The 24,617-nt window shown below is 64.2% G+C and carries 23 protein-coding genes; 10 read left to right on the plus strand and 13 right to left on the minus strand.

What is annotated here, in order from left to right; all coding sequences use genetic code 11:
• The first annotated feature begins 329 nt into the window (after window positions 1-329).
• Entirely contained in the window at window positions 330-1,364 is a 1,035-nt protein-coding gene (gene gmd, locus FAZ97_RS03335; RefSeq protein WP_158757184.1) for a GDP-mannose 4,6-dehydratase, read from the plus strand.
• The gene (locus FAZ97_RS03340) at window positions 1,364-2,263 is read left to right on the plus strand and encodes an NAD-dependent epimerase/dehydratase family protein (RefSeq protein ID WP_158757185.1); all 900 of its coding nucleotides are present in this window, start codon (window positions 1,364-1,366) and stop codon (window positions 2,261-2,263) included. Before gmd ends, FAZ97_RS03340 begins: the two co-directional genes overlap by 1 nt.
• 84 nt (window positions 2,264-2,347) lie before the next feature.
• On the opposite strand, the gene FAZ97_RS03345 is transcribed toward FAZ97_RS03340, so the two are convergent.
• From FAZ97_RS03345 to FAZ97_RS03360, 4 genes are all read right to left on the minus strand, one after another.
• Window positions 2,348-3,682 carry a hypothetical protein gene (locus FAZ97_RS03345; protein ID WP_158757186.1) on the minus strand — a complete coding sequence of 445 codons (1,335 nt, stop codon included), beginning with the start codon at window positions 3,680-3,682 and terminating at the stop codon, window positions 2,348-2,350.
• Window positions 3,683-3,725: 43 nt separating this feature from the next.
• Window positions 3,726-4,592 (minus strand): NAD-dependent epimerase/dehydratase family protein, encoded by an 867-nt coding sequence (locus FAZ97_RS03350; protein WP_158757187.1) that lies wholly within the window; start codon window positions 4,590-4,592, stop codon window positions 3,726-3,728.
• A 466-nt stretch (window positions 4,593-5,058) separates the two neighbouring features.
• Window positions 5,059-6,090 (minus strand): UDP-glucose 4-epimerase GalE, encoded by a 1,032-nt coding sequence (gene galE / locus FAZ97_RS03355; protein WP_158757188.1) that lies wholly within the window; start codon window positions 6,088-6,090, stop codon window positions 5,059-5,061.
• A gap of 31 nt (window positions 6,091-6,121) precedes the next feature.
• Entirely contained in the window at window positions 6,122-7,240 is a 1,119-nt protein-coding gene (locus FAZ97_RS03360) for a glycosyltransferase family 4 protein (protein WP_158759036.1), read from the minus strand.
• A gap of 256 nt (window positions 7,241-7,496) precedes the next feature.
• On the opposite strand from FAZ97_RS03360, the gene FAZ97_RS03365 reads away from it, so the two are divergent.
• Window positions 7,497-7,868 (plus strand): CidA/LrgA family protein, encoded by a 372-nt coding sequence (locus tag FAZ97_RS03365; protein WP_158757189.1) that lies wholly within the window; start codon window positions 7,497-7,499, stop codon window positions 7,866-7,868.
• A complete protein-coding gene (locus tag FAZ97_RS03370) occupies window positions 7,865-8,608 on the plus strand; it encodes an LrgB family protein (protein WP_233271624.1) in 744 nt (247 codons plus the stop codon). Before FAZ97_RS03365 ends, FAZ97_RS03370 begins: the two co-directional genes overlap by 4 nt.
• A gap of 93 nt (window positions 8,609-8,701) precedes the next feature.
• Here FAZ97_RS03370 and FAZ97_RS03375 read toward each other — a convergent pair whose 3' ends face one another.
• The 3 genes from FAZ97_RS03375 to FAZ97_RS03385 all read right to left on the minus strand — a co-directional run bounded on the left by FAZ97_RS03375 (window position 8,702) and on the right by FAZ97_RS03385 (window position 12,148).
• Window positions 8,702-9,802: an acyltransferase family protein gene (locus FAZ97_RS03375; protein ID WP_158757190.1), complete on the minus strand. Its 1,101-nt coding sequence runs from the start codon at window positions 9,800-9,802 to the stop codon at window positions 8,702-8,704.
• A gap of 244 nt (window positions 9,803-10,046) precedes the next feature.
• Entirely contained in the window at window positions 10,047-10,886 is an 840-nt protein-coding gene (locus tag FAZ97_RS03380; protein ID WP_158759038.1) for a glycosyltransferase, read from the minus strand.
• Window positions 10,886-12,148: an oligosaccharide flippase family protein gene (locus tag FAZ97_RS03385; protein ID WP_158757191.1), complete on the minus strand. Its 1,263-nt coding sequence runs from the start codon at window positions 12,146-12,148 to the stop codon at window positions 10,886-10,888. Before FAZ97_RS03385 ends, FAZ97_RS03380 begins: the two co-directional genes overlap by 1 nt.
• A gap of 248 nt (window positions 12,149-12,396) precedes the next feature.
• Here FAZ97_RS03385 and FAZ97_RS03390 point away from each other — a divergent pair, with 248 nt between their 5' ends.
• The 6 genes from FAZ97_RS03390 to FAZ97_RS03415 all read left to right on the plus strand — a co-directional run bounded on the left by FAZ97_RS03390 (window position 12,397) and on the right by FAZ97_RS03415 (window position 20,203).
• A complete protein-coding gene (locus tag FAZ97_RS03390) occupies window positions 12,397-13,791 on the plus strand; it encodes a phosphomannomutase/phosphoglucomutase (RefSeq protein ID WP_158757192.1) in 1,395 nt (464 codons plus the stop codon).
• A gap of 184 nt (window positions 13,792-13,975) precedes the next feature.
• The gene (gene waaC, locus FAZ97_RS03395) at window positions 13,976-14,977 is read left to right on the plus strand and encodes a lipopolysaccharide heptosyltransferase I (protein WP_199272069.1); all 1,002 of its coding nucleotides are present in this window, start codon (window positions 13,976-13,978) and stop codon (window positions 14,975-14,977) included.
• 300 nt (window positions 14,978-15,277) lie between these two features.
• On the plus strand, window positions 15,278-16,162 hold the full coding sequence (locus tag FAZ97_RS03400; RefSeq protein WP_158757194.1) for a Kdo hydroxylase family protein: 885 nt from the start codon (window positions 15,278-15,280) through the stop codon (window positions 16,160-16,162).
• A gap of 97 nt (window positions 16,163-16,259) precedes the next feature.
• A complete protein-coding gene (gene waaA, locus FAZ97_RS03405) occupies window positions 16,260-17,567 on the plus strand; it encodes a lipid IV(A) 3-deoxy-D-manno-octulosonic acid transferase (protein WP_158757195.1) in 1,308 nt (435 codons plus the stop codon).
• Window positions 17,568-18,201: 634 nt separating this feature from the next.
• Window positions 18,202-18,564: a DMT family transporter gene (locus tag FAZ97_RS03410; RefSeq protein ID WP_158757196.1), complete on the plus strand. Its 363-nt coding sequence runs from the start codon at window positions 18,202-18,204 to the stop codon at window positions 18,562-18,564.
• Complete coding sequence (locus FAZ97_RS03415) at window positions 18,557-20,203, plus strand: hypothetical protein (protein ID WP_158757197.1); 1,647 nt, start codon at window positions 18,557-18,559, stop codon at window positions 20,201-20,203. The genes FAZ97_RS03410 and FAZ97_RS03415 overlap by 8 nt, the downstream gene beginning before the upstream one ends.
• Before the next feature lie 6 nt (window positions 20,204-20,209).
• Here FAZ97_RS03415 and ureG read toward each other — a convergent pair whose 3' ends face one another.
• From ureG to ureA, 6 genes are read right to left on the minus strand one after another with little or no spacing between them, the layout of a single operon-like run.
• Window positions 20,210-20,854, minus strand: a complete 645-nt coding sequence (gene ureG / locus FAZ97_RS03420) for an urease accessory protein UreG (protein ID WP_158757198.1) — start codon at window positions 20,852-20,854, stop codon at window positions 20,210-20,212.
• Window positions 20,855-20,877: 23 nt separating this feature from the next.
• Window positions 20,878-21,558 (minus strand): urease accessory protein UreF, encoded by a 681-nt coding sequence (locus tag FAZ97_RS03425; protein WP_158759039.1) that lies wholly within the window; start codon window positions 21,556-21,558, stop codon window positions 20,878-20,880.
• Window positions 21,545-22,192, minus strand: a complete 648-nt coding sequence (gene ureE / locus FAZ97_RS03430) for an urease accessory protein UreE (protein WP_158757199.1) — start codon at window positions 22,190-22,192, stop codon at window positions 21,545-21,547. The genes FAZ97_RS03425 and ureE overlap by 14 nt, the downstream gene beginning before the upstream one ends.
• Before the next feature lie 10 nt (window positions 22,193-22,202).
• Entirely contained in the window at window positions 22,203-23,909 is a 1,707-nt protein-coding gene (ureC, locus tag FAZ97_RS03435) for an urease subunit alpha (protein ID WP_158757200.1), read from the minus strand.
• Window positions 23,910-23,950: 41 nt separating this feature from the next.
• On the minus strand, window positions 23,951-24,256 hold the full coding sequence (locus FAZ97_RS03440; RefSeq protein WP_158757201.1) for an urease subunit beta: 306 nt from the start codon (window positions 24,254-24,256) through the stop codon (window positions 23,951-23,953).
• Window positions 24,257-24,273: 17 nt separating this feature from the next.
• Entirely contained in the window at window positions 24,274-24,576 is a 303-nt protein-coding gene (ureA, locus tag FAZ97_RS03445; protein WP_017773123.1) for an urease subunit gamma, read from the minus strand.
• Window positions 24,577-24,617 lie beyond the last annotated feature (41 nt).

Consider the following 24,617-nt stretch of genomic DNA (forward strand, 5'->3'; position numbering starts at 1 on the left):
ACTGCAACAAATTTGCAGGCTTGTAACTTTCTGTGATGAGGGGCAGTGCCCTTGATTCCGCCGCTCGTATTGCATGACCTTACGATAGCCTTTTGTGAATTCTTCTCATTCCAGTGGCGATGGTCCGGACGCAAGCTTTCGATCGTGAACCTCATCCAGCGCCCACAGCACGAGGCCGCTCGAAGGGCACGGACATGCGGGAATCGCCCGGCAATTGGGTTCAAGAACGTGGGGCGTCCCTTTTGGGGAATGTGTTATAACGGCCGGCGGCGACTAAAGCTCGCGCAGAATGCTCTGGCGGCATTCATGCCAATGAGGAATCGAGTTTCGTGAAATCAGCAATCATTACGGGCATTACTGGTCAGGACGGCGCGTACCTGACGGAGCAGCTTCTCGAAAAGGGCTACATCGTCCACGGGACCTACCGCCGGACGAGTTCTGTCAACTTTTGGCGCCTCGAAGAGCTGGGCGTCGCGCATCACCAAAATCTGCGCCTCGTCGAGCACGATCTGCTGGACGCGGGCAGTTGTATTCGTCTGATCGAACGGGCTCAGCCCGACGAGGTCTACAACCTCGCCGCGCAAAGCTTCGTCGGCGTGTCGTTCGAGCAGCCGGCGCTCACCGCTCAGGTGACCGGGGTCGGCGCCCTGAATCTGCTCGAGGCGCTTCGTATCGTCAATCCGAAGGCGCGTTTCTATCAAGCCAGCACGTCGGAGATGTTCGGCAAGGTACAGGCTATTCCTCAGACGGAATCGACGTCGTTCTACCCGCGCAGCCCGTACGGCGTCGCCAAGCTCTACGCGCACTGGATCACGGTGAACTATCGCGAAAGCTACGACATGTTCGCGTCGAGCGGCATTCTGTTCAATCACGAGTCGCCGCTGCGCGGCCGCGAGTTCGTGACGCGCAAGATCACCGATTCGCTCGCGAAAATCAGCCTCGGCCAGCTCGATGTTCTCGAACTCGGAAATCTCGACGCACAGCGCGACTGGGGCTATGCGAAGGAATACGTGGAAGGCATGTGGCGCATGCTGCAGGCTGATCAGCCCGATACCTATGTGCTCGCAACCAACCGCACGGTTACCGTGCGCGATTTCGTCAACGCAGCGGCAAAGTGCCTCGGCATCGATATCGAATGGCAAGGCAGCGCGGAGGATGAAATCGGACGCGATTGCAAGAGCGGCAAGACCATCGTGCGCGTGAATCCGGCGTTCTACCGGCCGGCCGAAGTCGATCTCCTGATCGGCGATGCGAAAAAGGCGCACGACGAGCTTGGCTGGGCGCCAAAGACTTCACTCGAAACGCTGTGCCAGATGATGGTGGCAGCGGATCTCGCGCGTAACAAGAAAGGGACGTCGTTCTGATGGGCTCAGTGCTGATTACAGGAGCCGAGGGCTTCACGGGTCGTTATGTTGCTCAGGCATTGCGCGCGCGCGGCCATCAGGTTTCGAGTCTCGTGCGCCGTTGTGACGAGCCCGCCGCGAACGTGTACGCGTGCGATCTTCAGGACCGCGCGGGGCTTGCGGAGGTGGTGGCGCGTGTGCAGCCCGACTGGGTTGTGCATCTGGCTGCCATCTCGTTCGTCGGGCACGCCAATCCGGGCGAGATATACGCGACCAACGTCGTGGGCTCGCGCAATCTTCTCGAGGCGCTCGCCGCGGGTGAGAAGAAACCTTCGGCGGTGCTGCTTGCAAGCAGTGCGAACATTTATGGCGCGGGCCCGCTTGGCCTGCCGATTCCGGAAACGGCGCCGTATCATCCCGCGAACGATTACGCTGTGAGCAAGGTCGCGCTCGAGTACATGGCGCAGCTCTGGACGGACCGCTTGCCGATCATCACCGTGCGCCCGTTCAACTGTATTGGGGTTGGCCAATCGCTGAGCTTTCTTGTTGCGAAAATGGCGGATCACTTCCGTCGGCGTGCGCCGGTCATCGAGCTGGGTAATCGCGATGTGGCTCGCGACTTCTCAGATGTGCGCTGGGTGGCCGACGTGTATTGCCGGCTGCTTGAAAAGGCGCCAGTCGGTGAAGTGTTCAACGTTTGTTCGGGACACGCCGTCACGCTCACGCACGTCCTGCAGACGATGTCCACGATCACGGGTCACGATATCGAAGCGCGGACCAATCCTGACTTTGTGCGTGAGCACGAGGTGAAATCGCAGTGCGGCGATAACCGCAAGCTGTTGAGCGTCATCGGCCAGCTCGACGCGCCGACGCTCTACGACACCTTGCAATGGATGTTGTCAGGCAGCGGCGCCGCCTGACGGTCGAGGGCAGGGTCATCGGGAAGGCGGATGGCTGCCCGCGCAAGCCGGCATCTTGCCATCCACTCCATCGAGCCGATGCACTCAGTTCACTATGGTTCGCGTCAGCGCGCGGGCAGCGGCCATCGAAGTGAGAGTGTGGGGACGCAGCCCGATATGCCGAAGAACCGAGGCATCGATGCATTTGATGCTGTCGCCACATCGATTCTCGAGAAACTCGGCGACATTGTCACGCTTGCCTCCACCTGCCTTGATCTGGAGGTTGTGGTAATGAAATCCGTAGCCGGGAGAAGTTGGAGAAGCCTTCAGGCACTTCGCGCCAAGTGTAGTCAACACGGATACGGTCTGTGCGAGCACATCATCCTTGCCCGCCTCTCGCGGAGTACTGGACACCGAGCGTGACTCTCGCTTCTTGAGATCGACGACGATGGTGTCGAACGACGTGGGTGTCCAGATCTGAACCGGCTTCAAAAGTTGCGATCCGATCGGCGCCCGCATACCCCGAAGCAAGCTCACCGTGCGCCCAAGGGTGGAGGCGAGCAGCAAGTTCAGGTCTGCTTGCCGCATGTCGTACAGAGACGCGAACATCTGGGTCGCGGCATTTGAGGTTTTTTCCAGCGTCAGGGCGTTGAAATGATTCCGCAATGTCGCCGGTCGCTGTCTATAGAGCTTCCCCAATCCGATCGTATAAAGCATCCAGGGCGAGTGATCGGAAAATTCGATTTCGGCAACGTCCGGAAACGAATTTGCAATCAGTTCGCTGGTTCCAATGACGCCCGCGGCGAGAATAACTTTCTTTCCGGTTATTGACTGGCCGGATTCAAGCAAGATTTCCCAGACACCCTGTTTTCTGGTCACCGATCGCGCGCGGTCGTCGAACAGTCGCGCGCCGGTGCGGTTGATTTCGTCGCGCAGTGAATGGCGCATGGCCATCAATCCCGAACGGGGGTGCGAAGTACAGCCCGTCAGGAGTTGCGGCGCGCGAATCGAATACTGGTCGCCGGCTTCTTCGAATCGCCTGATTTCGTCACCGCCCGAGCGAACAAATGCACGTTCGATCGATGCACATTCCTTCTCGTAAGCCTCGAAATTCTCGAAGACGTAGCGTGGCCATTCGTCGTGCTCTTCGTAGCGAACGAACTGTTGCCCCCAGTAGTTTGCCAATCCGCCTGCAATTGCCGAGGAAAACAGCGGCTTTCCAGGGCTTTCCGATCGCGTGTATGCCACGCACACTCCAGGCTCTTCGCGGCTTTCCACCGAAACGGCCTGTACCTTGGGATGCACGCTCTCCCGGGGGACAGCGATCCGGTTCACGCCGGAAATTACCGCTACCGCTCGATCCCGATTAATGATCTGCAATCCTGAAACAGCTGCGGGCCCGCTGCCGATCAGCACGTAGTCGAATACATTTGCCGACATGACGTGTCCGGCCTCCTTGCAAAGAATGATTCCCGGTCGATGGTCACGGGCCGTTGGCTGCGGGGGTAATACCTTCGACCGAAACGCCGAGTTTCTGTAGCGACGATGCAGTTTCCATGGGGCGCAGGGCGACAAGGCCGTCGATACGTTCGCCGATCGACGGTGATAGATGCAAGAGCTTGTCGACCGTCCAGGCCACGGCTTTCACGGGCATTAGCGGAACCCTTAACGGGAGGGGAGGTCTCCGCCCGCTTCGGCGCGCGGTCGCGGAAATGGCCTCCGCGAAGGTCAGCGGTTTCGGGTATCCGAGGCAGTAGGTTTTCTCTGGCGTTTGCGCCTGGACGATGCGCAGAAGACACTCGGCGAGTTCGTCCACGTTGATCGGTTGAATATTTGCCGCGCTGGATATCACGGGCAAAACCGGAAGTCTCGATAGTTTTTCGAAGAGGCCGAACACACTCCCGCCCGTATCGTCGAAGACGAGGCCCGGTTTAACGATGATCTCGTTGTCGTTGGTGAGCGATTGCTCGATCGAGTACTTGCTTTGTCCGTACCGATTCTTCGCGTATGGCGTGGCCGACTGGCTGGACAGGAAGATGAAACGGGCAGGCGATCCATCGTATCCCTTTGCGCGCGTGCTTTGCGCGAGCTTCGCCGTTCCTGAGATATCGAGTTGAACACTGGCGTCGACATCCGCGCACGCGACCAACGTCGAACTGGCGAGATGGATGACGGCGTCAACGGGTTTGCATGCGTCCGGCAGCGGATCACCAAGGGTCCACTGAATCCAATGGCCTGCGTCCACGGGGCGGCGTGCCAGCGTTATGACCTCGTAGCCGCTTTGAAGGCACGCTTTGACCACCGAGCGCCCGATAAATCCATTGGCACCAGTTACTGCGATGCGCCGCATCTACAAACCCCATTGCTGCTGAAGAAGCCGCAATTCTCCCATAAAAATTTCACGTACCCGGAAAACCAGAGGTCTCGGGGCGACAGGGATGCCGACAGGGATGCTGGATTTCCAGGGCGGGATCGGGATTTGATATCCGGGCGACCCGCAACCGCCGCGATGTCTGCCAGCACGGTCGCAAAGAAAGATCCTGTGCTTTGCGGGTTGCAGGTCTCGAGCGTCAACTCGAAGACGAAAAACTCCTGCACGGAGCATAAGGCTGTGAGCGCCGTGCGCCAGTAATCGAACGGGCAAAGGCACTCGTTCGCGAAGTCATCGATCGCGCTCAGGCCATGCGGTCACGCTCACGGACGTGAGCGAGGCGATGGGGCGCATTCCGTACACTGCCGGCGTCGCGCCAAGCGACCGCGCCCCCGTCATTCCTTGCAGCCGCGCCAGTTCAAAAGCAACGCGGCTGCATTCACCCTTACTCAAACCCCCGCGGATTCTTCTCCTGCCAGCGCCAGTGATCCACGCACATGCGCTCGATCCCGAACTGCGCCTTCCAGCCGATGACATTTTCCGCCGCAACCGGATTCGCATAGCACTCGGCGATATCGCCGGGCCGGCGCGCCACGATCTCGAACGGGACGGGCCGTCCCGACGCCTGCTCGAACGCTTTCACGACTTCCAGCACGCTGTAGCCGCGCCCGGTGCCGAGATTCACGACAAAGCCTTCGCCACGGGAGGCCAGCGCATCGAGCGCCTTGAGGTGGCCCTTCGCGAGATCGACCACGTGAATATAGTCGCGCACGCCAGTGCCGTCCGGGGTCGGATAGTCGCCGCCGAACACGCGCAGTTTCTCGAGCTTGCCCACCGCCACTTGCGCGACATAAGGCATAAGGTTGTTCGGAATGCCCGCCGGATCCTCGCCGATCAGGCCGCTTTCATGCGCGCCCACCGGATTGAAATAGCGCAGGACGGCGATGTGCCACTCCGGGTCCGAAATCGTGATGTCGCGCAGAATCTGCTCGGCCATGAGTTTCGACTGGCCGTAGGGATTCGTTGCCGAGAGCGGAAACGATTCGTCGATCGGCGAGCGTTCGGGCATGCCGTACACGGTTGCCGAAGAACTGAACACGAACTGCTTCACGCCGTGCTGGCGCATCACGTCGAGCACCACGAGCAGCCCGTCGACGTTGTTGCGGTAGTACTCGATCGGCTTCGCCACCGATTCGCCCACGGCCTTGAGCGCCGCAAAATGAATCACGCCGGTGATGCGGTGGGCCTGGAAAACGCGCGAGAGGGCGGCGGCGTCGCGCACGTCGGCGTCGTAGAACGCCACGGGCTTGCCCGTAATCTGCTCGACGCGCCTGAGCGATTCGCTGCTGCTGTTCACGAGATTGTCGACGGCGACCACCTCATAGCCGCCATTGAGCAACTCGACGCAGGTATGCGAGCCAATGTAGCCCGCGCCGCCGGTGACGAGGATGGTGCCCTTTGAGTTCGTCGCAGTCATGCGTGTTCGTTCCCGTGAAATCCAGACTCGATCAAAAAGTCGACCCGGTAATTTCCCGGATCAGTTCCCGGTAGCGTTGTACCACAACGCGCTCATCGAATTCTTTCTCGATTTTTTTTCGGCCGCGCGCCGCCATGGCGGCGCGCGCCGGTGCGTCGAGATCCAGCATGCGCGCGAGGCTGGCGCCTAGCGAGGCGGCGTCGCGCGCTTCGCACAACAGGCCATTTACGCCGTCGGCAACCACTTCGCGGCAGCCGGGGACGTCGGTGGCCACGATCGGCCGGCCCATCGCGCTCGCTTCCATCAGCGTGCGCGGCACGCCCTCGCGGTACGAAGGCAGCACGACGCAGTCCGCATCGGCGATAAAGGGGCGCACATCGGCCGTTTCGCCGAGATATTCGATCACGCCTTCGCGCTCCCAGGCCGCCACTTCTTCGCGCGAAATCGCGCTCGGGTTGTCCACGCCCACCGGGCCGAGCAGCCTGAAGCGCGCGTGCGGATAGCGCGCGCGCAGCGTGCGCGCGGCCTCGACGTACTCGCCCACGCCTTTGTCCCAGAGCAGCCGGCCAATCAAAACGAAGGCAAACCCGGCGCGCTCGGGCAACGGTGTGAACGCGAAATCTTCGAGATCGACGCCTTCGCCGTGCAGCAGCCTGGCGCGTTCGGGATGCGCGAGGAGATTGCCGTCCTTGAAAGCGGCTTCATCGTCGCGGTTGAGGAACCACACTTCGCGCGGGAAGCGGAACGCGAAGCGATACAAACGCTTGGCGACCTGCGCGGCGCGGCTTTTCTGAATGAACACGTAGCCGAGCCCCGTCGTGACCGCTACCGAGGGCGTGCGTGCGAGCCAGGCCGCAATCGATCCGTAGATATTCGGCTTGATCGTGTAGTGGAACACGACGTCCGGCTTGAGCGCGCGATAGTGGCGATAGAGCGCGCGCAGCGTGCGCAGGTCGTCGAGCGGATTGGTGCCCTTCGAGGCCACCGGCAGTTCGACGCACCGGCAGCCCATCGCGACAAGCGGTTCGAAGGTGCGGTCGCGCGGCGCGATCACGGTGACCTGCGCACCCGCTTCTGTGAGCGTGCGCAACAGCCCGCGTCGATACGTATAGATCGCCCACGCCGTATTGCAGACGAGGGCGACATGCAGCGGATGCCGACGCGCGGCGGACTGGGGCGCGCTGGCGGCGCGGGTTGGGGCTGGCGAGGAGTTCACGAAAGCGGGGGGCGTCGTTGGCAGGCGAAGGCGGCAGCGGCCGGGGCGCACATTTTAGCCGACGCTCGCCGAGACCCGTCCGACCCCGGCGCGACGCCGCCCGCGCGGATGACAATTCGCTGCGCCCCATGCGTCGTTGGGCTACACTGCGCGCGCCGCGCATGTTTTCAGCCCTGCCATAGCCTCAGCCATGCTTCGTTCCCTTGCTGCCCTCCTGATCTTCCAGTGTCTCGGCGAGAGCGTGTCATACGTGTTCTCGCTGCCCGTGCCCGGTCCCGTGATCGGCATGCTGCTCCTGTTCGCCTTCGCGCTGATGCGGCCCGCCGCCGCCGAGGCCATCGAGCCGACCGCGCTCGAATTGCTGCGCCATCTTTCGCTGCTCTTCATTCCGGCGGGCGTGGGCATCATGGTGTCCGCGCAGGCCGTGCGCGGCGAGGCGCTCGCCGTGATCGCGAGTCTGGTCGTGAGCACGACGCTTGGCATCGCGGTGACGGCGCTCGTCACGCGCGCATTGTTGCGTCGCCAACGCAGAAAGACGACGGCCGGGGAGGGGGCATCGTGAACAGCCACCTGCCCATCACCAGGCTCGACGCAATCTGGGTGTATCTCGCCGCCACGCCGCTGCTCGGCTTGACGGTTACGCTCGTCGCCTATCTCATCGCCATCAACGTCTACGCGCGCGCGAGGCACAATCCGCTCGCGAACCCGGTGCTCATCGCCGTGGCGCTCGTCGTCGCGGCGCTGAAGATCACGGACACGCCGTATCGCACGTATTTCGAAGGCGCCCAGTTCGTGCACTTCCTGCTCGGCCCCGCCACCGTCGCGCTCGCGCTACCGCTCTATCGTCAGTGGGACAAGCTCAAGCGCGGCGCGCTGCCTTTGCTCGGCGGGCTCGTTGCGGGCTCGCTCACGGCGATTGCGTCCGCGGTCGGCGTCGCGAAGCTATTTGGCGCCTCGCATCAGACTATTGCGTCGCTTGCACCGAAGTCTGTCACCACACCGATCGCCATGGCCGTTGCCGACAAGATCGGCGGCATCCCGTCGCTCACTGCTGTGCTCGTGATATCGACGGGCGTGTTTGGCGCGGTGAGCGCACGCTGGATTCTGAACGTGATTCGGGTGCGTGAGCCAGAGGTGCGTGGGTTCGCGATCGGCGTCGCGTCGCATGGCATTGGTACCGCTCGCGCGTTTCAGGTGAGCGAGGAGATGGGCGCATTCTCCGGGCTCGGCATGGGCCTTAACGGTGTCTTTACCGCCTTCGTTGTGCCGGTGCTCTTGCCCGTGCTGCTGCGCTGGATGTAGTCGAGCGGTTCAGCTGTCAAGACGTCCTCGCCGGTCGCGCATCCGCGTGCATGGCATCGATGTGGCCCGAGCCCGGCGCGGGCCATGCGCCGATCACAACGCGGGCCCGATCTGAACGCGCTCGGCCTGGGCTTCGTCGGGATTCGCCAACGCAGTCGCATCGCGTGCGCGCAGGGGAATGCGCCTCGCGAGCGCGTGCGACGGCCGCTCGACCACCAGATAGAACGCGTACGACGCGACGAACACCGTTGTCATGATCGCCAGCCAGCCGAGCCTCGGGTGGTTTGCGAACCGGTCAGGCTCGATGCTTTCGTAGAAAGCGAGTACAGCCGGATGAATCAGATACAGCGAATAACTCCACTCGCCGGCGCGTCGCAGAAAGCGTGGCGGGTCGGTATGCCGCGAGTAGGAAATCTCGTGGCTGAGCCACCACGCAGCGAAGATGCCAACGAACATCATCGTATGCACCTGCGACAGATGCAGATGGAAATTCGCGAGTTCTGCCAGCCACATGACCGACCACGCTGCGAAGCGCCAGCGCCAGATGCCGGCGCGTGAAACGTGCCGCTCGCCAAGTGACGCGGCACGCTCGGCGAGGCAGCAACCGAGCAGCCAGACCGGGTACAGCACGACTGCCGTCCACAGTGGCCCGAGATCATTCCAGCTCAGCGCCTTCGGAAAACGGCTTGCGGTCACGATGCTGGCGGCGAACGCAACGCAAAGGACCGGCGTCCATCCCACTCGCCTGCGCACCTGCAGCACCAGAGGATAGACCGCGTAGTAGATCTCTTCGATCAGCAGGCTCCACAGTGTGCTGTCCCAGAACACAGAATGCCTGCCCCACAAGGGCTGATTCGGCAGCATCGTGTAGATCACGCCGAGCGCGATCAGCATGGGCACGGTCACACGCAGGTAGCGCCTCGTGTAGAAACGCAGGAGCGGCAGTTTGCGCCGGTCGCGGAATGGGATGTGGACGCAGAAGCCGGAAATCACGAAAAACGTGATGACGGCAGGCATCCCCCAGACGATCGTGTTGATTCCGCGATCGATCAGATGAATGGCCCGGCTGGAGTCCTGCATCCCGGCGAAGAACGGAAACGGGCCGAGATGCCCAATAGCGACCCAGCTCGCGAGGATGAAGCGCAGCGCGTCGAGAGCGTAGTAGCGCGGCTGGTTCGGTAGATCGCCGGACATGGCATCTCCTGACTCAAGGCCTGGAACCGGGAGAATCGGATGGCGCCCGCGTCACCGGAAGGCGCTACGCCATACCTTACCTGGCGGAAAGGAGGTGAATTGTTCGTCAGCACACAGATAGCGAAAGCTGGTTCGCATTGGCACGGACGACAGGCGCCGGGCAATTGTTGTTGTGGCACCTTAAAGTCGGAATTTTTGCCACTGATGCGCCAGAGAAGGGCATCGGCGCGTCTGGCCAGACGAATCAGTTCGCGCCGCGCGCGAATAGCGCCCGCTTTATCTTCTGCAGCGTGCGGTATGGCGTCACGAAGTGCAGCAGGCTCTTCGCAATGCCTGCCCAGTCGCGCCAGTTCAGCACGTTCAGATAGCGCAGTTGCAGGCGCAGCGTGGATGCGATCTGACGCCGCCGCTTTGTCGCGCTAATGCCGCCTTCATTCAGTTCGTAGTACAGACCGAGCTCCGGCAGGTTCGCGCACTCGTAGCGCTCCATCAGCCGCAGGAACAAATCGAGGTCTTCGGCAGCCGGATATTGCACTCGATAATTGCCCACGGCGAGCACGGCATCGATACGCAGCATCACCGAAGGATGCACGAGCGGCGAGCGCATGAGGCGCGTGCGGCGCAGCGCGAGCGCATCGGCGCTCGGGCGCAGCATGAAAAGCGCTTCGCCCGCGCGATTGACCACCTGGGTCCACGTGCCGAGCGCCGCGAGCGCGGGCTCGGCCTGCATGCGCGCGCGCTGCTTCGCGAGGCGCAGGGGCGCGGCGAGATCGCCCGCGTCGATACGCGCCGCGTAGCGAAAGCCGCGCGCAGCAAGCGCTTCGACACCCGCCTGCAAGGCGCGCTCGATACCGCCGTTCTTCGCCATGCGCAAGACTTCCACGCACATGCCCGACACCTCGGGCGCGACGATCGGCGGCGTGCTGCCGTCGTCGACGACGAGCGCGTAGATCGTTGCGTCTTCCTTGAATGAAGCGAGCGTGCGCGCGACATCGTCCTGGCCGTTGTACGCGGGCATGAGCACGGCGACGTCGGCGAGTGCGCCCGAGCGTGCGTCGCTTGCTGGGAGCGCGGCGGAATTCATCATGAAACGAGCTTGAAACGGATGTAGTAGAGGTTCACGCACGCAGCCGCGAGATAGCCGGCCGCGAGGCCGCACAGCGCGCCGTACGAGCCGAGTCGCGGGATCGCGATGAGATTCACGGCGAACGCCACCGCGAGCGCGAGCAGCCATTTGGCGAGCAGCACGAACTTCGCCTGATATTTGAGCACGACGAGGTTGCCGATGGCTTCGATCCCCGCCGGCACCGAAAGCCACACGGCCCAGCGGAAGATGCCGATCGCGCCTTCGTAGTCCGGCCCGAACACGCGGCCGATGATAAAGCCCGCGAGCGCGTCGAGCACGAGCGCGCCCGCCACCATCAGCACGGCCGTCATCGCGAAGAGTCGCACGAGGTTGCGCTGCAGCTGCGCGCGCTGCTGCACGCGGTAGACGAAGGCGGGCGCGATGGTTTGCGAAAGCATGAGCGCGAGCGTGATCCAGTTTTCGTTGAGCTGCTGCGCCGCGGAGTAGCGCCCGAGGTCGGCAAACGAGATCGTGCGCTCGAGCATCAGGCGGTCGAGCTTCAGGAACAGGTACATGCAGATGAGGCCGAGCCAGAACACCGTGCCCGCGCTCGCAAAATGCTTGAAGAGCGAGCGGTCCACATGCCAGCCGAGCTTGCCGCCGTGGCGGCGGCGGAAGTAGAGCACGAGCGCAGCGCCAATCGCCGCCGATTCGAGCGCCCACAGCCAGCCGAAGGTGGCGGGCGCGAATGCCGCGCGCGCGAGCAGATACACGAGCAGCGCCTTGATCACGGCCGTCGTCATGCTCGCGAGCAACTGCGGCTTGCTGTACGTCATGCTCTGCAGCCAGGCGTTGATCACGCCCACGAACGGCTCGCGAAACAGCATCGTCACCGCGAGCCCGGCGAGCATGGCGCCGACGAGCGGATCGGTCACGCCGAGTGCAATGCCGGCCCACGTGACGATGAGCGCTGCGGCCGACACACCGATGCGCAGCGCGAACGCGCTGCCGAGCACGCTGCCGAGTTGCCCGGGCGGTTGGTTGACGATGGTGGGCACGAGAATCTCGGCGCCGCACACCCACGTGATGGGTGCGAGCACGAGCAAAAGCGTGTTGGCGTATTGCCACTTGCCGAAGACGTCGGGGCCGAAATAGCGCGCGAGCACGCCGCTGATGACGATGGCCACCGCGATCTGCGTGACGCGCTCGAGGCCGAGCCACACGATGTTTGAAAACGCGCGGGCGACGTCGGGATTGCCAAAGCGCTTGAGGCTCAGCATCGCGCCTCGCCACGTCGGGAGGGGCTAAAAAAAGGGCAGGCACACGGCATGCGCACTCTCTCCGCCATTTTTGACGAATATTTTGGCGATAAAAGGAAACGGCGAAGCATTAAAATGGGTGCATACCACTGCCGAAAAACGGCAATTATAGTTTGTAACGGATCCCATTTTTCGTAACGCCAGAGGCTTTCAACTGCCTGTCTGTGTTACGAATAGACCCGAATCCCCATCTGGACGTGAGCCTCAACATGATTTCGAAATCGATTTTCAAGGCATATGACATTCGCGGCGTGGTCGGCAAGACGCTCGACACCGACACCGCACGCGCCATCGGCCGTGCCTTCGGCAGCGAAGTGCGCGCTCAGGGCGGCGACGCCGTGGTGATCGCGTGCGATGGCCGGCTCTCGGGTCCGGATCTCTCGCGTGCGCTCGCCGACGGCCTGTGCGACGCCGGCGTGGACGTGGTCGACGTCGGCATGGTGCCCACGCCCGTGGGCTACTTCGCCGCGAGCGTGCCGCTCAAGCTGGTGGGCGGCGAGCGCAACGTGGACTCCTGCATCGTCGTGACGGGCAGCCACAATCCGCCCGACTACAACGGCTTCAAGATGGTCCTGCGCGGCAAGGCGATTTATGGCGACCAGATCCAGGGCCTCTACGAGCGCATCGTTGCAGAGCGTTTCGACGCGGGCGAGGGCAGCTACACGAAGTACGACATCGCCGACGAATATGTGGCGCGCATCGTGAGCGACGTGAAGCTCGCGCGTCCGCTGAAGATCGTCGTCGACACCGGCAACGGCGTGGCAGGGGAGCTCGCGCCGCGCCTGTTCAAGGCGATGGGCTGCGAGCTGGTCGAGCTGTTCACGCAAATCGACGGCAACTTCCCGAACCACCATCCGGACCCGGCGCACCCCGAAAACCTGCAGGACGTGATCCGCGCGCTCAAGGAAACGGATGCGGAGATCGGCTTCGCGTTCGACGGCGACGGCGACCGTCTGGGCGTCGTCACCAAGGATGGCCAGATCATCTACCCCGATCGCCAGCTCATGCTGTTCGCCGAGGAAGTGCTCTCGCGCAATCCGGGCAAGCAGATCATCTACGACGTGAAGTGCACGCGCAATCTCGCGAAGTGGGTGAAGGCCAAGGGCGGCGAGCCGCTCATGTGGAAAACGGGCCACTCGCTCGTGAAGGCGAAGCTGCGCGAAACCGGCGCACCGCTCGCGGGTGAAATGAGCGGCCACGTGTTCTTCAAGGACCGCTGGTACGGCTTCGACGACGGCCTGTACACGGGCGCGCGTCTGCTCGAAATCCTTTCGCGCGTGGCCGACCCGAGCAAGCTGCTCAACGACCTGCCGAACTCGCACGCCACGCCCGAGCTGCAACTGAAGCTTGAGGAAGGCGAGAACTTCGAGCTGATCGCGAAGCTGCAGAAGAACGCGAAGTTCACGGGCGCCGACGAAGTCATCACCATCGACGGCCTGCGCGTGGAATATCCGGACGGCTTTGGCCTCGCGCGCTCCTCGAACACCACGCCCGTGGTCGTGATGCGCTTCGAAGCCGATAACGATGCGGCGCTTGCGCGCATCCAGGCCGACTTCAAGCGCGTGATCCTCGCCGAGAAGCCGGACGCGAAGCTGCCGTTCTAAGCTCCGGGGGCGCGCTTGCGCCCCCTCGCGCCCCTTGCGGCCAGATGCCGCGCTCAACGGCGCCTCGCCAGTCACGGCGCGGCGCCGTTTGCATTCCTTTCCGCGCATTTCCCCGGTTTTTCTTCGCATTTGCGTGCGGCGCGCTAAAATTGCGCACCTTTTTAATCTGTCTGGCCCAAGAGCCTTGAGCGTGCAAAAGATCCTCATCGTGCGCGTGTCGTCGCTTGGCGACGTCGTCCATAACATGCCCGCCATTGCCGATATCCGTCGGCGCTACCCCGACGCGCAGATCGACTGGCTCGTCGAAGAGGGCTTCCAGTCGCTCGTCGAGCTCGTGGAGGGCGTGCGCCGCGCGATTCCGTTTTCGCTGCGCCGCTGGCGCAAGGGCCTCTTGTCGAGCGCCAACTGGCGCGAAATCGGCGCGTTTCGGCGTGCGCTCGCGGCCGAGAAGTACGATCTCGTGATCGACTGCCAGGGGCTTATCAAGACGGCATGGGTGGCAAGCTGGGCACGCGGGCCGCTCGTTGGCCTTGGCAACCGCACGGATGGCGCGGGCTACGAATGGCCCGTGCGTTTCTTCTACGACCGCTCGATCCGCATCGAGCCGCGCACCCACGTGGTCGAGCGCACGCGCCAGCTGGTTGCGGGCGCGCTCGAACTCGCGCCGCCTTCAGTCACCGACGACATCGACTTCGGCCTCGACACGTACCGCGCCGCCCAAGCGCTCGCGGGGGTGGGGCTGAACCTGCCGGTGCCCTATGTGGTGTTCGTGCACGCCACCTCGCGCGCCGACAAGCAGTGGCCGGACCAGCACTGGATCGAGCTGGGCCAGGCGCTCGTGCGGCGCGGCGCGTCGCTCGTGCTGCCCTGGGGCAGCGAGGCCGAACGCGCCACGAGCGAGCGCCTTGCGCGCGAATTCGGCGAAGCGGCGATCGTGCCGCCCAAACTCTCGTTGCCTGCCGTGGTCGGCCTGATCGACGGCGCGGCGGCCACGGTGGGCGTGGACACCGGTCTCGTGCATATCGCGGCGGCGCTGAAGCGCCCGACCGTCGAGTTGTACAATTTCGCGACCGCCTGGCGCACGGGCGGCTACTGGTCGCCGAACGTCGTCAATCTGGGCACGGCAGGCCAGCCGCCAACGCTCGCGCAGGTGAAGGGCGCGCTGACGGGCTTCGGGTTGCTGTAGCGAAGCGCCGGGCCATCGCGGGCGCCAGACAGACTGAGGGGCTGCGGCGCGTCAAGGCGCACCCCGGAGGCTGCGGGTATAAGAATCGGCGCGTACGACGGTGCATGAACATGCACAAGCGAGCGCCAGGGCTTGACCGGCATGAGCCGCGCGAGAGGGTAAAAGCGGGCGATAAAGCGGGCACCAACGCGGGCGTTAAAGCGGGCAACGAAGCGCGCATCGCGGCGGGCAACAAGGCGCGCCACGCTCGCACCGCGCCACACCGGCAGGCAATCAGATCCATCGCTTCCAGGGGCGACCATGAACGAATCCCAGATCATTGAAATCACTTCTGCCGACTGGCGCGGCCAGCAGCTCTCGCAACCGCGCGAGACGCTGCTCAACGCCGTCGAGCAAGGCAAGGTCCTGTATTTTCCGAACCTGGCTTTTGCGATCGAAGGTGGCGAGCGCGCGCTGCTCGACCCCGCGATCGCCGACCCCAAGCGCAAGAACATCAGCCTCGACCCCAACGGCGGCGCGCTGCACGGCGTGCTGGGCGACACCGTCACGCAGTCGGCTGTGCGTGCGTTGATCGCACGCTACCAGACGTGCGCCCGCACGCTGGTGGACGGTCTCTTTCCCGAGTACACCGGCAAGCTGCGCGTGGCGCCCACGAGCCTGCGTCTGCACCAGGTGGAAACGCGCGAGACCTCGTGGCGCAAGGACGATTCGCGCCTGCACGTGGATGCGTTTCCCTCGCGCCCGAACTACGGCGAGCGCATCCTGCGCGTGTTCACCAACGTCAACCCGAACGGCGTGCCGCGCGTGTGGCGCGTGGGCGAGCCGTTCGAGGACATGGCGAAGCGCTTCCTGCCGAACATCAAGCCGCAGTTTCCCGGCTCGGCGTGGCTGCAGAACCTGCTGCACATCACGAAGTCGCCGCGCAGCGAGTACGACCATCTGATGCTCAACCTCCACGACGGCATGAAGGCCGATCTCGACTATCAGAAGACGAGCCCGCAAGAGACCATCGGCTTTCCGCCGGGCAGCGTGTGGGTGTGCTTCTCCGATCACACCTCGCATGCCGTGATGTCCGGTCAGTTCATGATGGAGCAGACCTTCTTTCTGCCGGTGAAGGACATGGTGCATCCCGAATGGGCGCCGCTCGGCATTCTCGAACGCCTCAAGGGCAAGGAACTGGTTTGAATCCACGCGCGATGAGCCTGCCGACCGACGTGCCAGCCGACGCCGCCTGCCGCGCGGCCGCGGCGTTTCGCATGACCCTGGCCGTCGCGGAGGCCGGATGCTGAGAGCGATCTATCGCGCGGCGTGGTGGCTCATTGCACCGCTCGCGGTGCTGCGGCTATTCATCCGCTCGCGCCGCGAGCGCGGCTATCGCGAGCATATCGGCGAGCGTTTCGGCTACTCGGCCGGGCGCTTGCCCGAGGACGACGCGCCGCTCATCTGGGTGCATGCCGTCTCCGTGGGCGAGACCCGCGCGGCGCAGCCGCTCGTCGACGCGCTGCTGGCGGCGCGCCCCGACGCACGCGTCCTGCTCACGCACATGACGCCGGGCGGCCGTGCCACCGGCCAGCAACTCTTCGGCGATCGCGTGCTGCGCTGCTATCTGCCGTACGACATGCCGCACGCGGTGCGGCGCTTCCTGCGTGCATGGCGGCCGTCACTCGGTCTCGTGATGGAAACCGAAGTCTGGCCCACGCTCATCGACGAATGCAAGCACGCCGATGTGCCGCTCGTGCTGACCAACGCTCGCATGTCTGCGCGCTCGTTCAAGCGTGCGGCGAAGTTCGGCGCAGGCACGCGCGAGGTGTTCGGCGGCTTTACGCGCGTGCTCGCGCAAAGCCCCTCGGACGCGGAGCGCCTCACCGCGCTCGGCGCGCGCAACGTGGTGGTGCTCGGCAACCTCAAGTTCGACATGGCGAGCCCGCCGGCGCTGATCGCGCGTGGCCGCGAGTGGCGGCGCGCGATCGGCGAGCGGCCGGTGTGGGTCGCGGCGAGCACGCGTGAAGGCGAAGAGGAACTCGTGTTGCAGGCCTTCGCTGCACTGAACGTACCGAACGCGCTGCTGATCCTGGTGCCGCGCCATCCGCAGCGTTTCGACGAAGTTGCGGCGCTCGTCGAGCGCAAGAACTTCAAGCTCGAGCGACGCTCGCACTGGGCGCCGGCTGCCACCGCAGCGGCCTCGGCGCATGAGGGCGTGCGCGTGCTGCCGCAGGACGTGAGCGTCCTGCTCGGCGATTCGATGGGGGAGATGGGCGCTTACTACGCCGCCGCCGACCTCGCGTTTATCGGCGGCAGTCTGTTGCCGCTCGGCGGGCAGAACCTGATCGAAGCGTGCGCCGTGGGCGTGCCGGTGCTGATCGGGCCGCATGTGTTCAACTTCACGCAGGCCACAGCCGACGCCACCGCGGCGGGCGCGGCGCTGCAGGTTCAGGATCCCGCCGATCTCGCGCGCGCCTTGCGCGAACTCTTCAACGACAAGCCGCGCCGGGTTGCGATGGGCGCGGCGGCAGCGGCATTCGCCTCGCGTCACCGCGGCGCGACGGCGCGCACGGTGGACGTTATCCAGGCGCTCGTTCCGGATGCATGACTTCGCGTGCGGCTACGCGCAATCCGCTCCAATCCAGCGCGTTCGCCGCACGTCCCCCCCACGGCAAGGTTGAAGGTTCACCGCCTGGCCAATGCGCCAAAGCAACGGCCGTCAAGAAAACGAAGCGATTCGCCGAAATCGACCTCGCCAGACGCATCGTCAGTCGTCCTTTCGAACTCCAGGCGGGCGCATCATCTTTCTGATGGACACGCGTCATATCGCCTGGCGCACATGGCTGCCGCTTGCAGCCATGCGCATCCCACTCTGCCGGGCGAATTCAGCCGGAAACATCCACGCAGCCGTTTCGCGTAACGACGGCCCTCACGCCCAAAGATGCGTTTGCTGCCGTCTACGCATGAGTTCCCGCTTGCTTCGCGTTCGGCGGCCCCTCTGCGCAACGGCGTAGTCGTCCCGGCGATTTTTTTCGTGCCAGATCGTTTCGTCCGCAAGCAATCCGGTTGGCTGCGCGTGCACCAAACGTTTGCGAGGAAGCGCTTCCATTACCGCAAATTACCGCATACACGGCCGTTTCCGGGAGCGTTGGCCTCCGAACATACTTCCATTTCTATGCGCTTTAGCTTTCACGAGACGTAACGTTGCCTATCAATAATTACGTTCCCAACGCTGAGCCGACATGTACATTATCTTTCTCCTACTAAGTGGGACGTTTAGTGCGATCGCCAGCATCCTGCTGCGCATGGCAGGGCGCTCGACCGAGAACTTCACTCATCTGACGAATGCGCTCTTCGACCGCCCAATGCTGTTTCGCCTGGGCGCGCTTTGCGCATACGGTCTAGGCTTCATCTGCTATGCGGTTTCGCTCAAGAAGATCGAACTGGGTATCGCTTATCCGTTGATGGTCGGCATCACGATCATCGAGATCTTTGTTTTCGGCATCTTCAGCAACGAAGCGGTCACGCTGCGTTCGATGACCGGCGCTGGCTGTCTCGTGCTCGCGATGATCCTGCTTTACTCGCCGAGGTTCGAACATGGGTAATCCGGTCGACCTCGCGCATCTCCCAGCGGGCCGCGAAGGCAACTCGCCGCTTCCCGGCATGCACCTGCCGGTGTCCGGGGTGCGCCGCGCGCCGCGTGACGCCGCCTGGCTCAGGCAGATGCTGCTCGTGGCAACCACGCTGCTGGGCGGTGCGCTGTTCTGGATCGCACCGCGCCCGCCAATGGGCGATCTCGCGCAGCACGCCGCGCAGATCGCGCTGCTGCACGATCTCGTGACCGGGACCTCGCCGTGGACCGATATCGTGTGGATCAACTGGTTCACGCCTTATCTGCTCGGTTATGGGCTGGCGTTCGCGTTCTCGTTCGTGATGCCCGTGCTCGCCGCGCTCAAGCTCTTCATGATGCTCGCGTACTTCGGCACGGTGGCCGCGGGCGTGGCGCTGCGCAAGACGTTCGAAGCCGACGGCCGGCTCGACTGGCTTCTCGCGCCCGGCTTCTTCGGCTTTGCCTGGCAGTTCGGCTTCTACACGTTCCTCGTGGCCGTGCCGCTCGGCCTGCTGTTTCTGATCCTCGCGCGCCGTTACGCGGTCTCGCCCACGGCGGGGCGCGGGCTCGGCGTGTTCGCCGCCGGTGTCGTGCTGTTTTTCTCGCATGGGCTCGTGTTCGTGTTCGCTTGCGGCGTGGGCGCAGCCTTCATTCCGTGCTTCACGCGGCGCATTGGCGCGATTGTGCGAACGGCACTGCCGTACGTGTTTCTCGGCCTGTTGATCGTTGCGTATCTGTGGTTCGTCAAGCGCAGTGCGCTCGTGATACCGGGGGACCCCGGCGCATCGCAGTCGGCGTTGTCGTGGGACTGGACGGGGCCGTACGGCTGGCATCGCGCCTACAACTTCCTGCTCGACACGGTCGCGACCGAGATGAAGGACTGGTACTTCATGCTTGGTGCGATGTTCATGCTGGCCGCGCCGTGGCTCATGGGCGCGAAGCTCAACCGCCACGATCCCAGCGCATGGCTGCCCATGATCGCGATGCTGGCCGTCTGGTTCCTCGCACCCGAGGAAGGGCTCGGCATTGCGGCGCTCTATCCGCGCTTTGCCGTGTTTTTGCTGCCGGCGTACGTGCTGCTGTTCCGCGCCGACGACGCGGCGGGCGCGAAGCCGGCGCATTCGGCGACCTCGCCGCGCATCTGGCTCACCGAGGCGCTGCTCGTGCTGTTCTGCTGGGGCTATTTCGGCACGCTCGCGGTGCGCGAGCATCGTTTCGCCGTCGAGAACGAACCGTTCGAGACGCTGCTTGCGCTTGCGCAGCCAGGTCAGCGCGCGCTCGGTCTGATCTACTCGCCCGAGAGCGATATCGTCCACAACCTGTGGACGTATCACACCTTCGCACTCTGGTATCAGGCGGAGGACAAGGGCTTCGTCGACTTCAACTTCGCGTTCTTCCTGCCGGAGGTCGTGCGCTTCAAACCGGACCATATTTCACCGCTGCGGCCCGGCCCCTTGATGAGCGACCCCGCGGCGTTCGACTGGCAGAAGGTCGATGGGCGTTTATACCGCTACTTCTTCGTGCGCCATACGAAGCCGTTGCCGGCGCACCTGTTCGATAACGACGAATGCGATGTGAGGCTCGTGAAGTCGGTGCAGGACTGGTCGCTCTACGAGCGCGGCGCGTGCCGGTGAAGCGTGCTAGGCGCTCGTTAGCAGGCCCTTCTTTTCGATGAACGCGATCACCTGGTCGAGCCCGTCGAGCGCCTTCAGGTTGCACATCACGAAGGGCCGCTCGCCGCGCATTTTCTTCGCGTCGGAGGCCATGACGTCGAGGTTCGCGCCCACGAGCGGTGCGAGGTCGGTCTTGTTGATGACGAGCAGGTCCGACTTCGTGATGCCGGGGCCGCCCTTGCGCGGGATCTTCTCGCCGCCCGCCACGTCGATCACGTAGATCGTGAGGTCGGAAAGCTCGGGGCTGAAGGTCGCCGCGAGATTGTCGCCGCCCGATTCGATGAAGACGATGTCCGCATCGGGAAAGCGCGTGAGCATCTGGTCGACGGCTTCGAGGTTGATCGACGCGTCTTCGCGGATCGCCGTATGCGGGCAGCCGCCGGTTTCCACGCCCATGATGCGTTCGGCGGGCAGCGCGCCCGCAACGGTCAGGAGGCGCTGGTCTTCCTTCGTGTAGATGTCGTTGGTAATCGCGACGAGGTCGTAGCGCTCGCGCATGGCCTTGCAGAGCATTTCGAGCAAGGTCGTCTTGCCGGAGCCGACCGGGCCGCCCACGCCGACGCGCAGCGGCGGCAGTTTCTTCGTTCGTTGGCTGGGTGCGTGCGAATTCATGGTTCGTGTGTGAGCTGCGGGTTTCAGGAGCGGAAAAGCCGCGAGTATTGCGATTCGTGGCGCGCGGAAAGCACGCCGAGCTGCGGCGCAAACGTGTTGAGCGCCTCGGGCGGCGTGGCGAGCGCGCGCGCCACGGCTGTTTCGATTGCGGGCCGCAGCGCGACGACGATGCGCTGCCCGGCAAGCTGGCCGAGCGGCACCGCCTTGAGGGCGGCGGCAGTCTGGTTTTCGATCCAGCTGAATGCGTAGGCGGCAAGCGCGGCATCGGGCGCGGCCTTGTGCGCCCACGCTGCGAATGCGAAGGCCGTGGGTTGCGCAATCGGCGTCATGCGCGCCAACGTGGCGCGCCGCTCTGCGTCGCCCCATTCGAGTTGTGCGCAGAGTTGACGCAGCGACCAGCCCATCTGCGCGGTTTCGCGCCGCAGTTCCGCCGATTCGCGGCTCGCGACGAATTCCTCGTTCGCCACGATGAGCGCGTGCGCTTCATGCGTGCGCCAACGCTCCATCTGATGCGCCAAAAAGGGCAGCTCGCCGCAAGCGAGTACGTTCGCGAGACCACCCGCTATCCAATGCGCGGCGTCGTCTGCGTTCTTGACGAGTTGTGCATCGATTGCGGCTTCGAGCCCCTGCGAGTAGCTGAACGCGCCGATGGGCAGCGCCGGCGAAGCCAGATGCAGCAGGGCAGTGAGTTCAGCGATGTTCATGGCTGTGGTCGTGCGCGTGGCCGTCGCAGTGACCGTGATCGTGTCCGCAATCGTGGTCATGCGCGTGATCGTCGCCATGAGCGTGATGGTGCGCATGCGCAGGGTCGTGCGAATGCGCGTGACCATGATGGTCGTCGTACACGCGTTGCGCGAGCGCGTAGTCGTCGGCGAAGGTTGCGTCGTGGCCGTGGCGGTGGCCGCCGCCATATGCGCCCGATTCCGGCTGGAACGGCAACTCCACGCGCTCGACTTGCGCGCCGAGACGCTTGAGCATGTCTTCGAGCACGGGGTCCGCTTCGAGCTTGAGTTCCTCCGCGCCCACTTCCACCGGCGTATGGCGGTTGCCGAGGTGATACGCGGCGCGCGTGAGCGTGAGGCGATCGGGCGCGCGTACGCGCAGCACGCGCTCGGCCGCCGCGATCACGCGCACGAGGCCGCCGTCGTCGGCCACGAGCATGTCGCCGTCGCGCAGCACGGTGCCGCGCGGCATCACCACGCCCACTTCCTCGCCGGTGTCGAGCGTGGCCGCGAAACGGCTCTTGCAGCGCGCGTCATAAGGGAGCGTGAGCGTCGGCGCGCGCTGCATGAGCACCGGCGCGAGCTTCGCGTTGAGTCGTTTGTCGATCGTGCGCATGGCTAAAACTTTAGAACAGGAAATAACGCTGTGCCATCGGCAGCACCGTGGCGGGCTCGCAGGTGAGCAACTGGCCGTCGGCGACGACCTGATACGTTTCGGGATCGACGCTGATCGTGGGCTGCCAGGCATTGTGGATCATGTCGGCCTTCGTCACGCTGCGGCAGTTGCGTACCGCCACCACGCGCTTTTGCAAACCGTAGCGCTCGGGAATGCGCTTGTCGAGCGAGAGCTGCGAAACGAAGGTGAGCGAGGTTTGCGCGAGCGCCCGGCCGCGCGTGGCGAACATCTCCCGGTAATGCACGGGCTGCGGCGTGGGAATCGAGGCGTTCGGGTCGCCCATCTGCGCGAGCGCGATCATGCCGCCCTTGAGGATCAGCGAAGGCTTGATGCCGAAGAACGCCGGCTCCCAGAACACGAGGTCGGCCCATTTGCCGGGCTCCAGCGACCCCACTTCGTGCGCGATGCCGTGCGTGAGCGCCGGGTTGATCGTGTACTTCGCCACATAGCGCTTCACGCGGAAGTTGTCGTGACGCGCGTTGTCGCCGGGCAGGGCGCCGCGCTGCACCTTCATCTTGTGCGCCGTCTGCCACGTGCGGATGATCACTTCGCCAACACGGCCCATTGCCTGGGAATCCGAAGAGAGCATCGAAAGCGCGCCGAGATCATGAAGGATGTCCTCGGCGGCGATGGTCTCGCGGCGGATGCGCGACTCGGCAAACGCAATGTCCTCGGCAATCGACGGGTCGAGGTGATGGCACACCATCAGCATGTCGAGATGCTCGTCGAGCGTATTGATCGTGTACGGGCGCGTGGGGTTCGTCGAGGACGGCAGGACGTTCGCTTCGCCGCACACCTTGATGATGTCGGGCGCGTGGCCGCCGCCCGCGCCTTCGGTGTGATACGTGTGGATCGTGCGGCCCTTGAAGGCGGCCACCGTGGCTTCCACGAAGCCCGACTCGTTGAGCGTGTCGGTGTGGATGGCCACCTGCGTATCCGTTGCGTCCGCAACGCTCAGACAATTGTCGATGGCGGCAGGCGTCGAGCCCCAGTCCTCGTGCAGCTTCAGGCCAATCGCGCCCGCGGCGATCTGCTCTTCGGCGGGTTTCGGCAGGCTCACGTTGCCTTTGCCGAGAAAGCCGAGGTTGATCGGCCAGCCGTCCGCGGCCTGGAGCATGCGCTCCATATGCCACGGACCCGGCGTGCAGGTGGTGGCGTTGGTGCCCGTGGCGGGTCCGGTGCCGCCGCCCAGCATGGTCGTCACGCCGGAGGCAAGCGCTTCGTCGATCTGCTGCGGGCTGATGAAGTGGATATGCGTGTCGATGCCGCCCGCCGTGACGATCTGGCCTTCACCCGCGATCACTTCGGTCGAGGCGCCGATCGGAATCGTCACGCCCGGCTGCACGTCGGGGTTGCCCGCCTTGCCGATCTTCCAGATGCGGCCGTCCTTGATGCCGATGTCGGCCTTCACGATGCCCCAGTGATCGACGATCACGGCGTTCGTGACGACGGTATCCGCGACTTCCGCGTGCGTTCGCTGCGACTGGCCCATGCCGTCGCGGATCACCTTGCCGCCGCCGAACTTCACTTCGTCGCCGTAGACGGTGTAGTCGCGCTCGATCTCGATGATGAGTTCGGTATCGGCGAGGCGCACGCGGTCGCCGGTGGTGGGGCCGAACATCTCCGCGTAGGCGCGGCGGCCGATCTTCAATGTCATGTCGGATTCCTGATGAATTCGTCTGAATTCGCTGGCCGCGCTTAGAGCGGGCCCATCACGCGGCCGTTGAAGCCGTACACGGCGCGGTCTCCCGCGAGCGCGACGAGTTCCACGGTGCGCTCTTGTCCTGGCTCGAAGCGCACGGCCGTGCCCGCCGCAATGTTCAGGCGAAAGCCGCGCGCGGTTTCACGGTCGAACGAGAGCGCGTCGTTGACTTCGTAGAAGTGGAAGTGCGAGCCGATCTGCACGGGGCGGTCGCCCGTGTTCGCCACCTTCACGACGATGGTCTCGCGGCCTGCGTTGAGTTCGATTTCGCCGTCGTCGATCAGCATTTCGCCGGGGATCATGGCTGGTTCCTCCCGACTCAGGGGATCGGATGGTGAACGGTGACGAGCTTGGTGCCGTCGGGGAAGGTCGCTTCGACCTGGATGTCTGGGATCATCTCGGGCACGCCCTCCATCACGTCGTCGCGCGTGAGCAGCGTGGTGCCGTAGTGCATGACCTCGGCGACGGTCTTGCCGTCGCGGGCCGCTTCCATCAGCGCCGCGCTGATGAAAGCAACCGCCTCGGGGTAGTTGAGCTTGAGGCCGCGGGCGCGGCGCCTTTCGGCGAGCAGCGCGGCGGTGAAGATCAGGAGCTTGTCTTTCTCGCGTGGCGTGAGCTTCATCGTTCTGGGTCGGTTGGGGCAAGGTGTCGAGCCAGCTTAAG

Origin of the sequence: Paraburkholderia acidiphila, assembly GCF_009789655.1 — a bacterium.
GTDB lineage: Bacteria > Pseudomonadota > Gammaproteobacteria > Burkholderiales > Burkholderiaceae > Paraburkholderia > Paraburkholderia acidiphila.

What these genes read in the sequence shown, in the direction of transcription:
- FAZ97_RS03400 (WP_158757194.1), top strand. Translation starts at nt 15,278, where the DNA reads ATGAACGAATCCCAGATCATTGAAATCACTTCTGCCGACTGGCGCGGC.
- FAZ97_RS03350 (WP_158757187.1), bottom strand. Translation starts at nt 4,592, where the DNA reads ATGCGGCGCATCGCAGTAACTGGTGCCAATGGATTTATCGGGCGCTCG.
- FAZ97_RS03345 (WP_158757186.1), bottom strand. Translation starts at nt 3,682, where the DNA reads ATGTCGGCAAATGTATTCGACTACGTGCTGATCGGCAGCGGGCCCGCA.
- FAZ97_RS03380 (WP_158759038.1), bottom strand. Translation starts at nt 10,886, where the DNA reads ATGAATTCCGCCGCGCTCCCAGCAAGCGACGCACGCTCGGGCGCACTC.
- FAZ97_RS03385 (WP_158757191.1), bottom strand. Translation starts at nt 12,148, where the DNA reads ATGCTGAGCCTCAAGCGCTTTGGCAATCCCGACGTCGCCCGCGCGTTT.
- galE (WP_158757188.1), bottom strand. Translation starts at nt 6,090, where the DNA reads ATGACTGCGACGAACTCAAAGGGCACCATCCTCGTCACCGGCGGCGCG.
- ureC (WP_158757200.1), bottom strand. Translation starts at nt 23,909, where the DNA reads ATGACATTGAAGATCGGCCGCCGCGCCTACGCGGAGATGTTCGGCCCC.
- ureE (WP_158757199.1), bottom strand. Translation starts at nt 22,192, where the DNA reads ATGCGCACGATCGACAAACGACTCAACGCGAAGCTCGCGCCGGTGCTC.
- ureA (WP_017773123.1), bottom strand. Translation starts at nt 24,576, where the DNA reads ATGAAGCTCACGCCACGCGAGAAAGACAAGCTCCTGATCTTCACCGCC.
- FAZ97_RS03425 (WP_158759039.1), bottom strand. Translation starts at nt 21,558, where the DNA reads ATGAACATCGCTGAACTCACTGCCCTGCTGCATCTGGCTTCGCCGGCG.
- waaA (WP_158757195.1), top strand. Translation starts at nt 16,260, where the DNA reads ATGCTGAGAGCGATCTATCGCGCGGCGTGGTGGCTCATTGCACCGCTC.
- FAZ97_RS03415 (WP_158757197.1), top strand. Translation starts at nt 18,557, where the DNA reads ATGGGTAATCCGGTCGACCTCGCGCATCTCCCAGCGGGCCGCGAAGGC.
- FAZ97_RS03365 (WP_158757189.1), top strand. Translation starts at nt 7,497, where the DNA reads ATGCTTCGTTCCCTTGCTGCCCTCCTGATCTTCCAGTGTCTCGGCGAG.
- FAZ97_RS03375 (WP_158757190.1), bottom strand. Translation starts at nt 9,802, where the DNA reads ATGTCCGGCGATCTACCGAACCAGCCGCGCTACTACGCTCTCGACGCG.
- FAZ97_RS03390 (WP_158757192.1), top strand. Translation starts at nt 12,397, where the DNA reads ATGATTTCGAAATCGATTTTCAAGGCATATGACATTCGCGGCGTGGTC.
- FAZ97_RS03340 (WP_158757185.1), top strand. Translation starts at nt 1,364, where the DNA reads ATGGGCTCAGTGCTGATTACAGGAGCCGAGGGCTTCACGGGTCGTTAT.
- FAZ97_RS03440 (WP_158757201.1), bottom strand. Translation starts at nt 24,256, where the DNA reads ATGATCCCCGGCGAAATGCTGATCGACGACGGCGAAATCGAACTCAAC.
- FAZ97_RS03410 (WP_158757196.1), top strand. Translation starts at nt 18,202, where the DNA reads ATGTACATTATCTTTCTCCTACTAAGTGGGACGTTTAGTGCGATCGCC.
- ureG (WP_158757198.1), bottom strand. Translation starts at nt 20,854, where the DNA reads ATGAATTCGCACGCACCCAGCCAACGAACGAAGAAACTGCCGCCGCTG.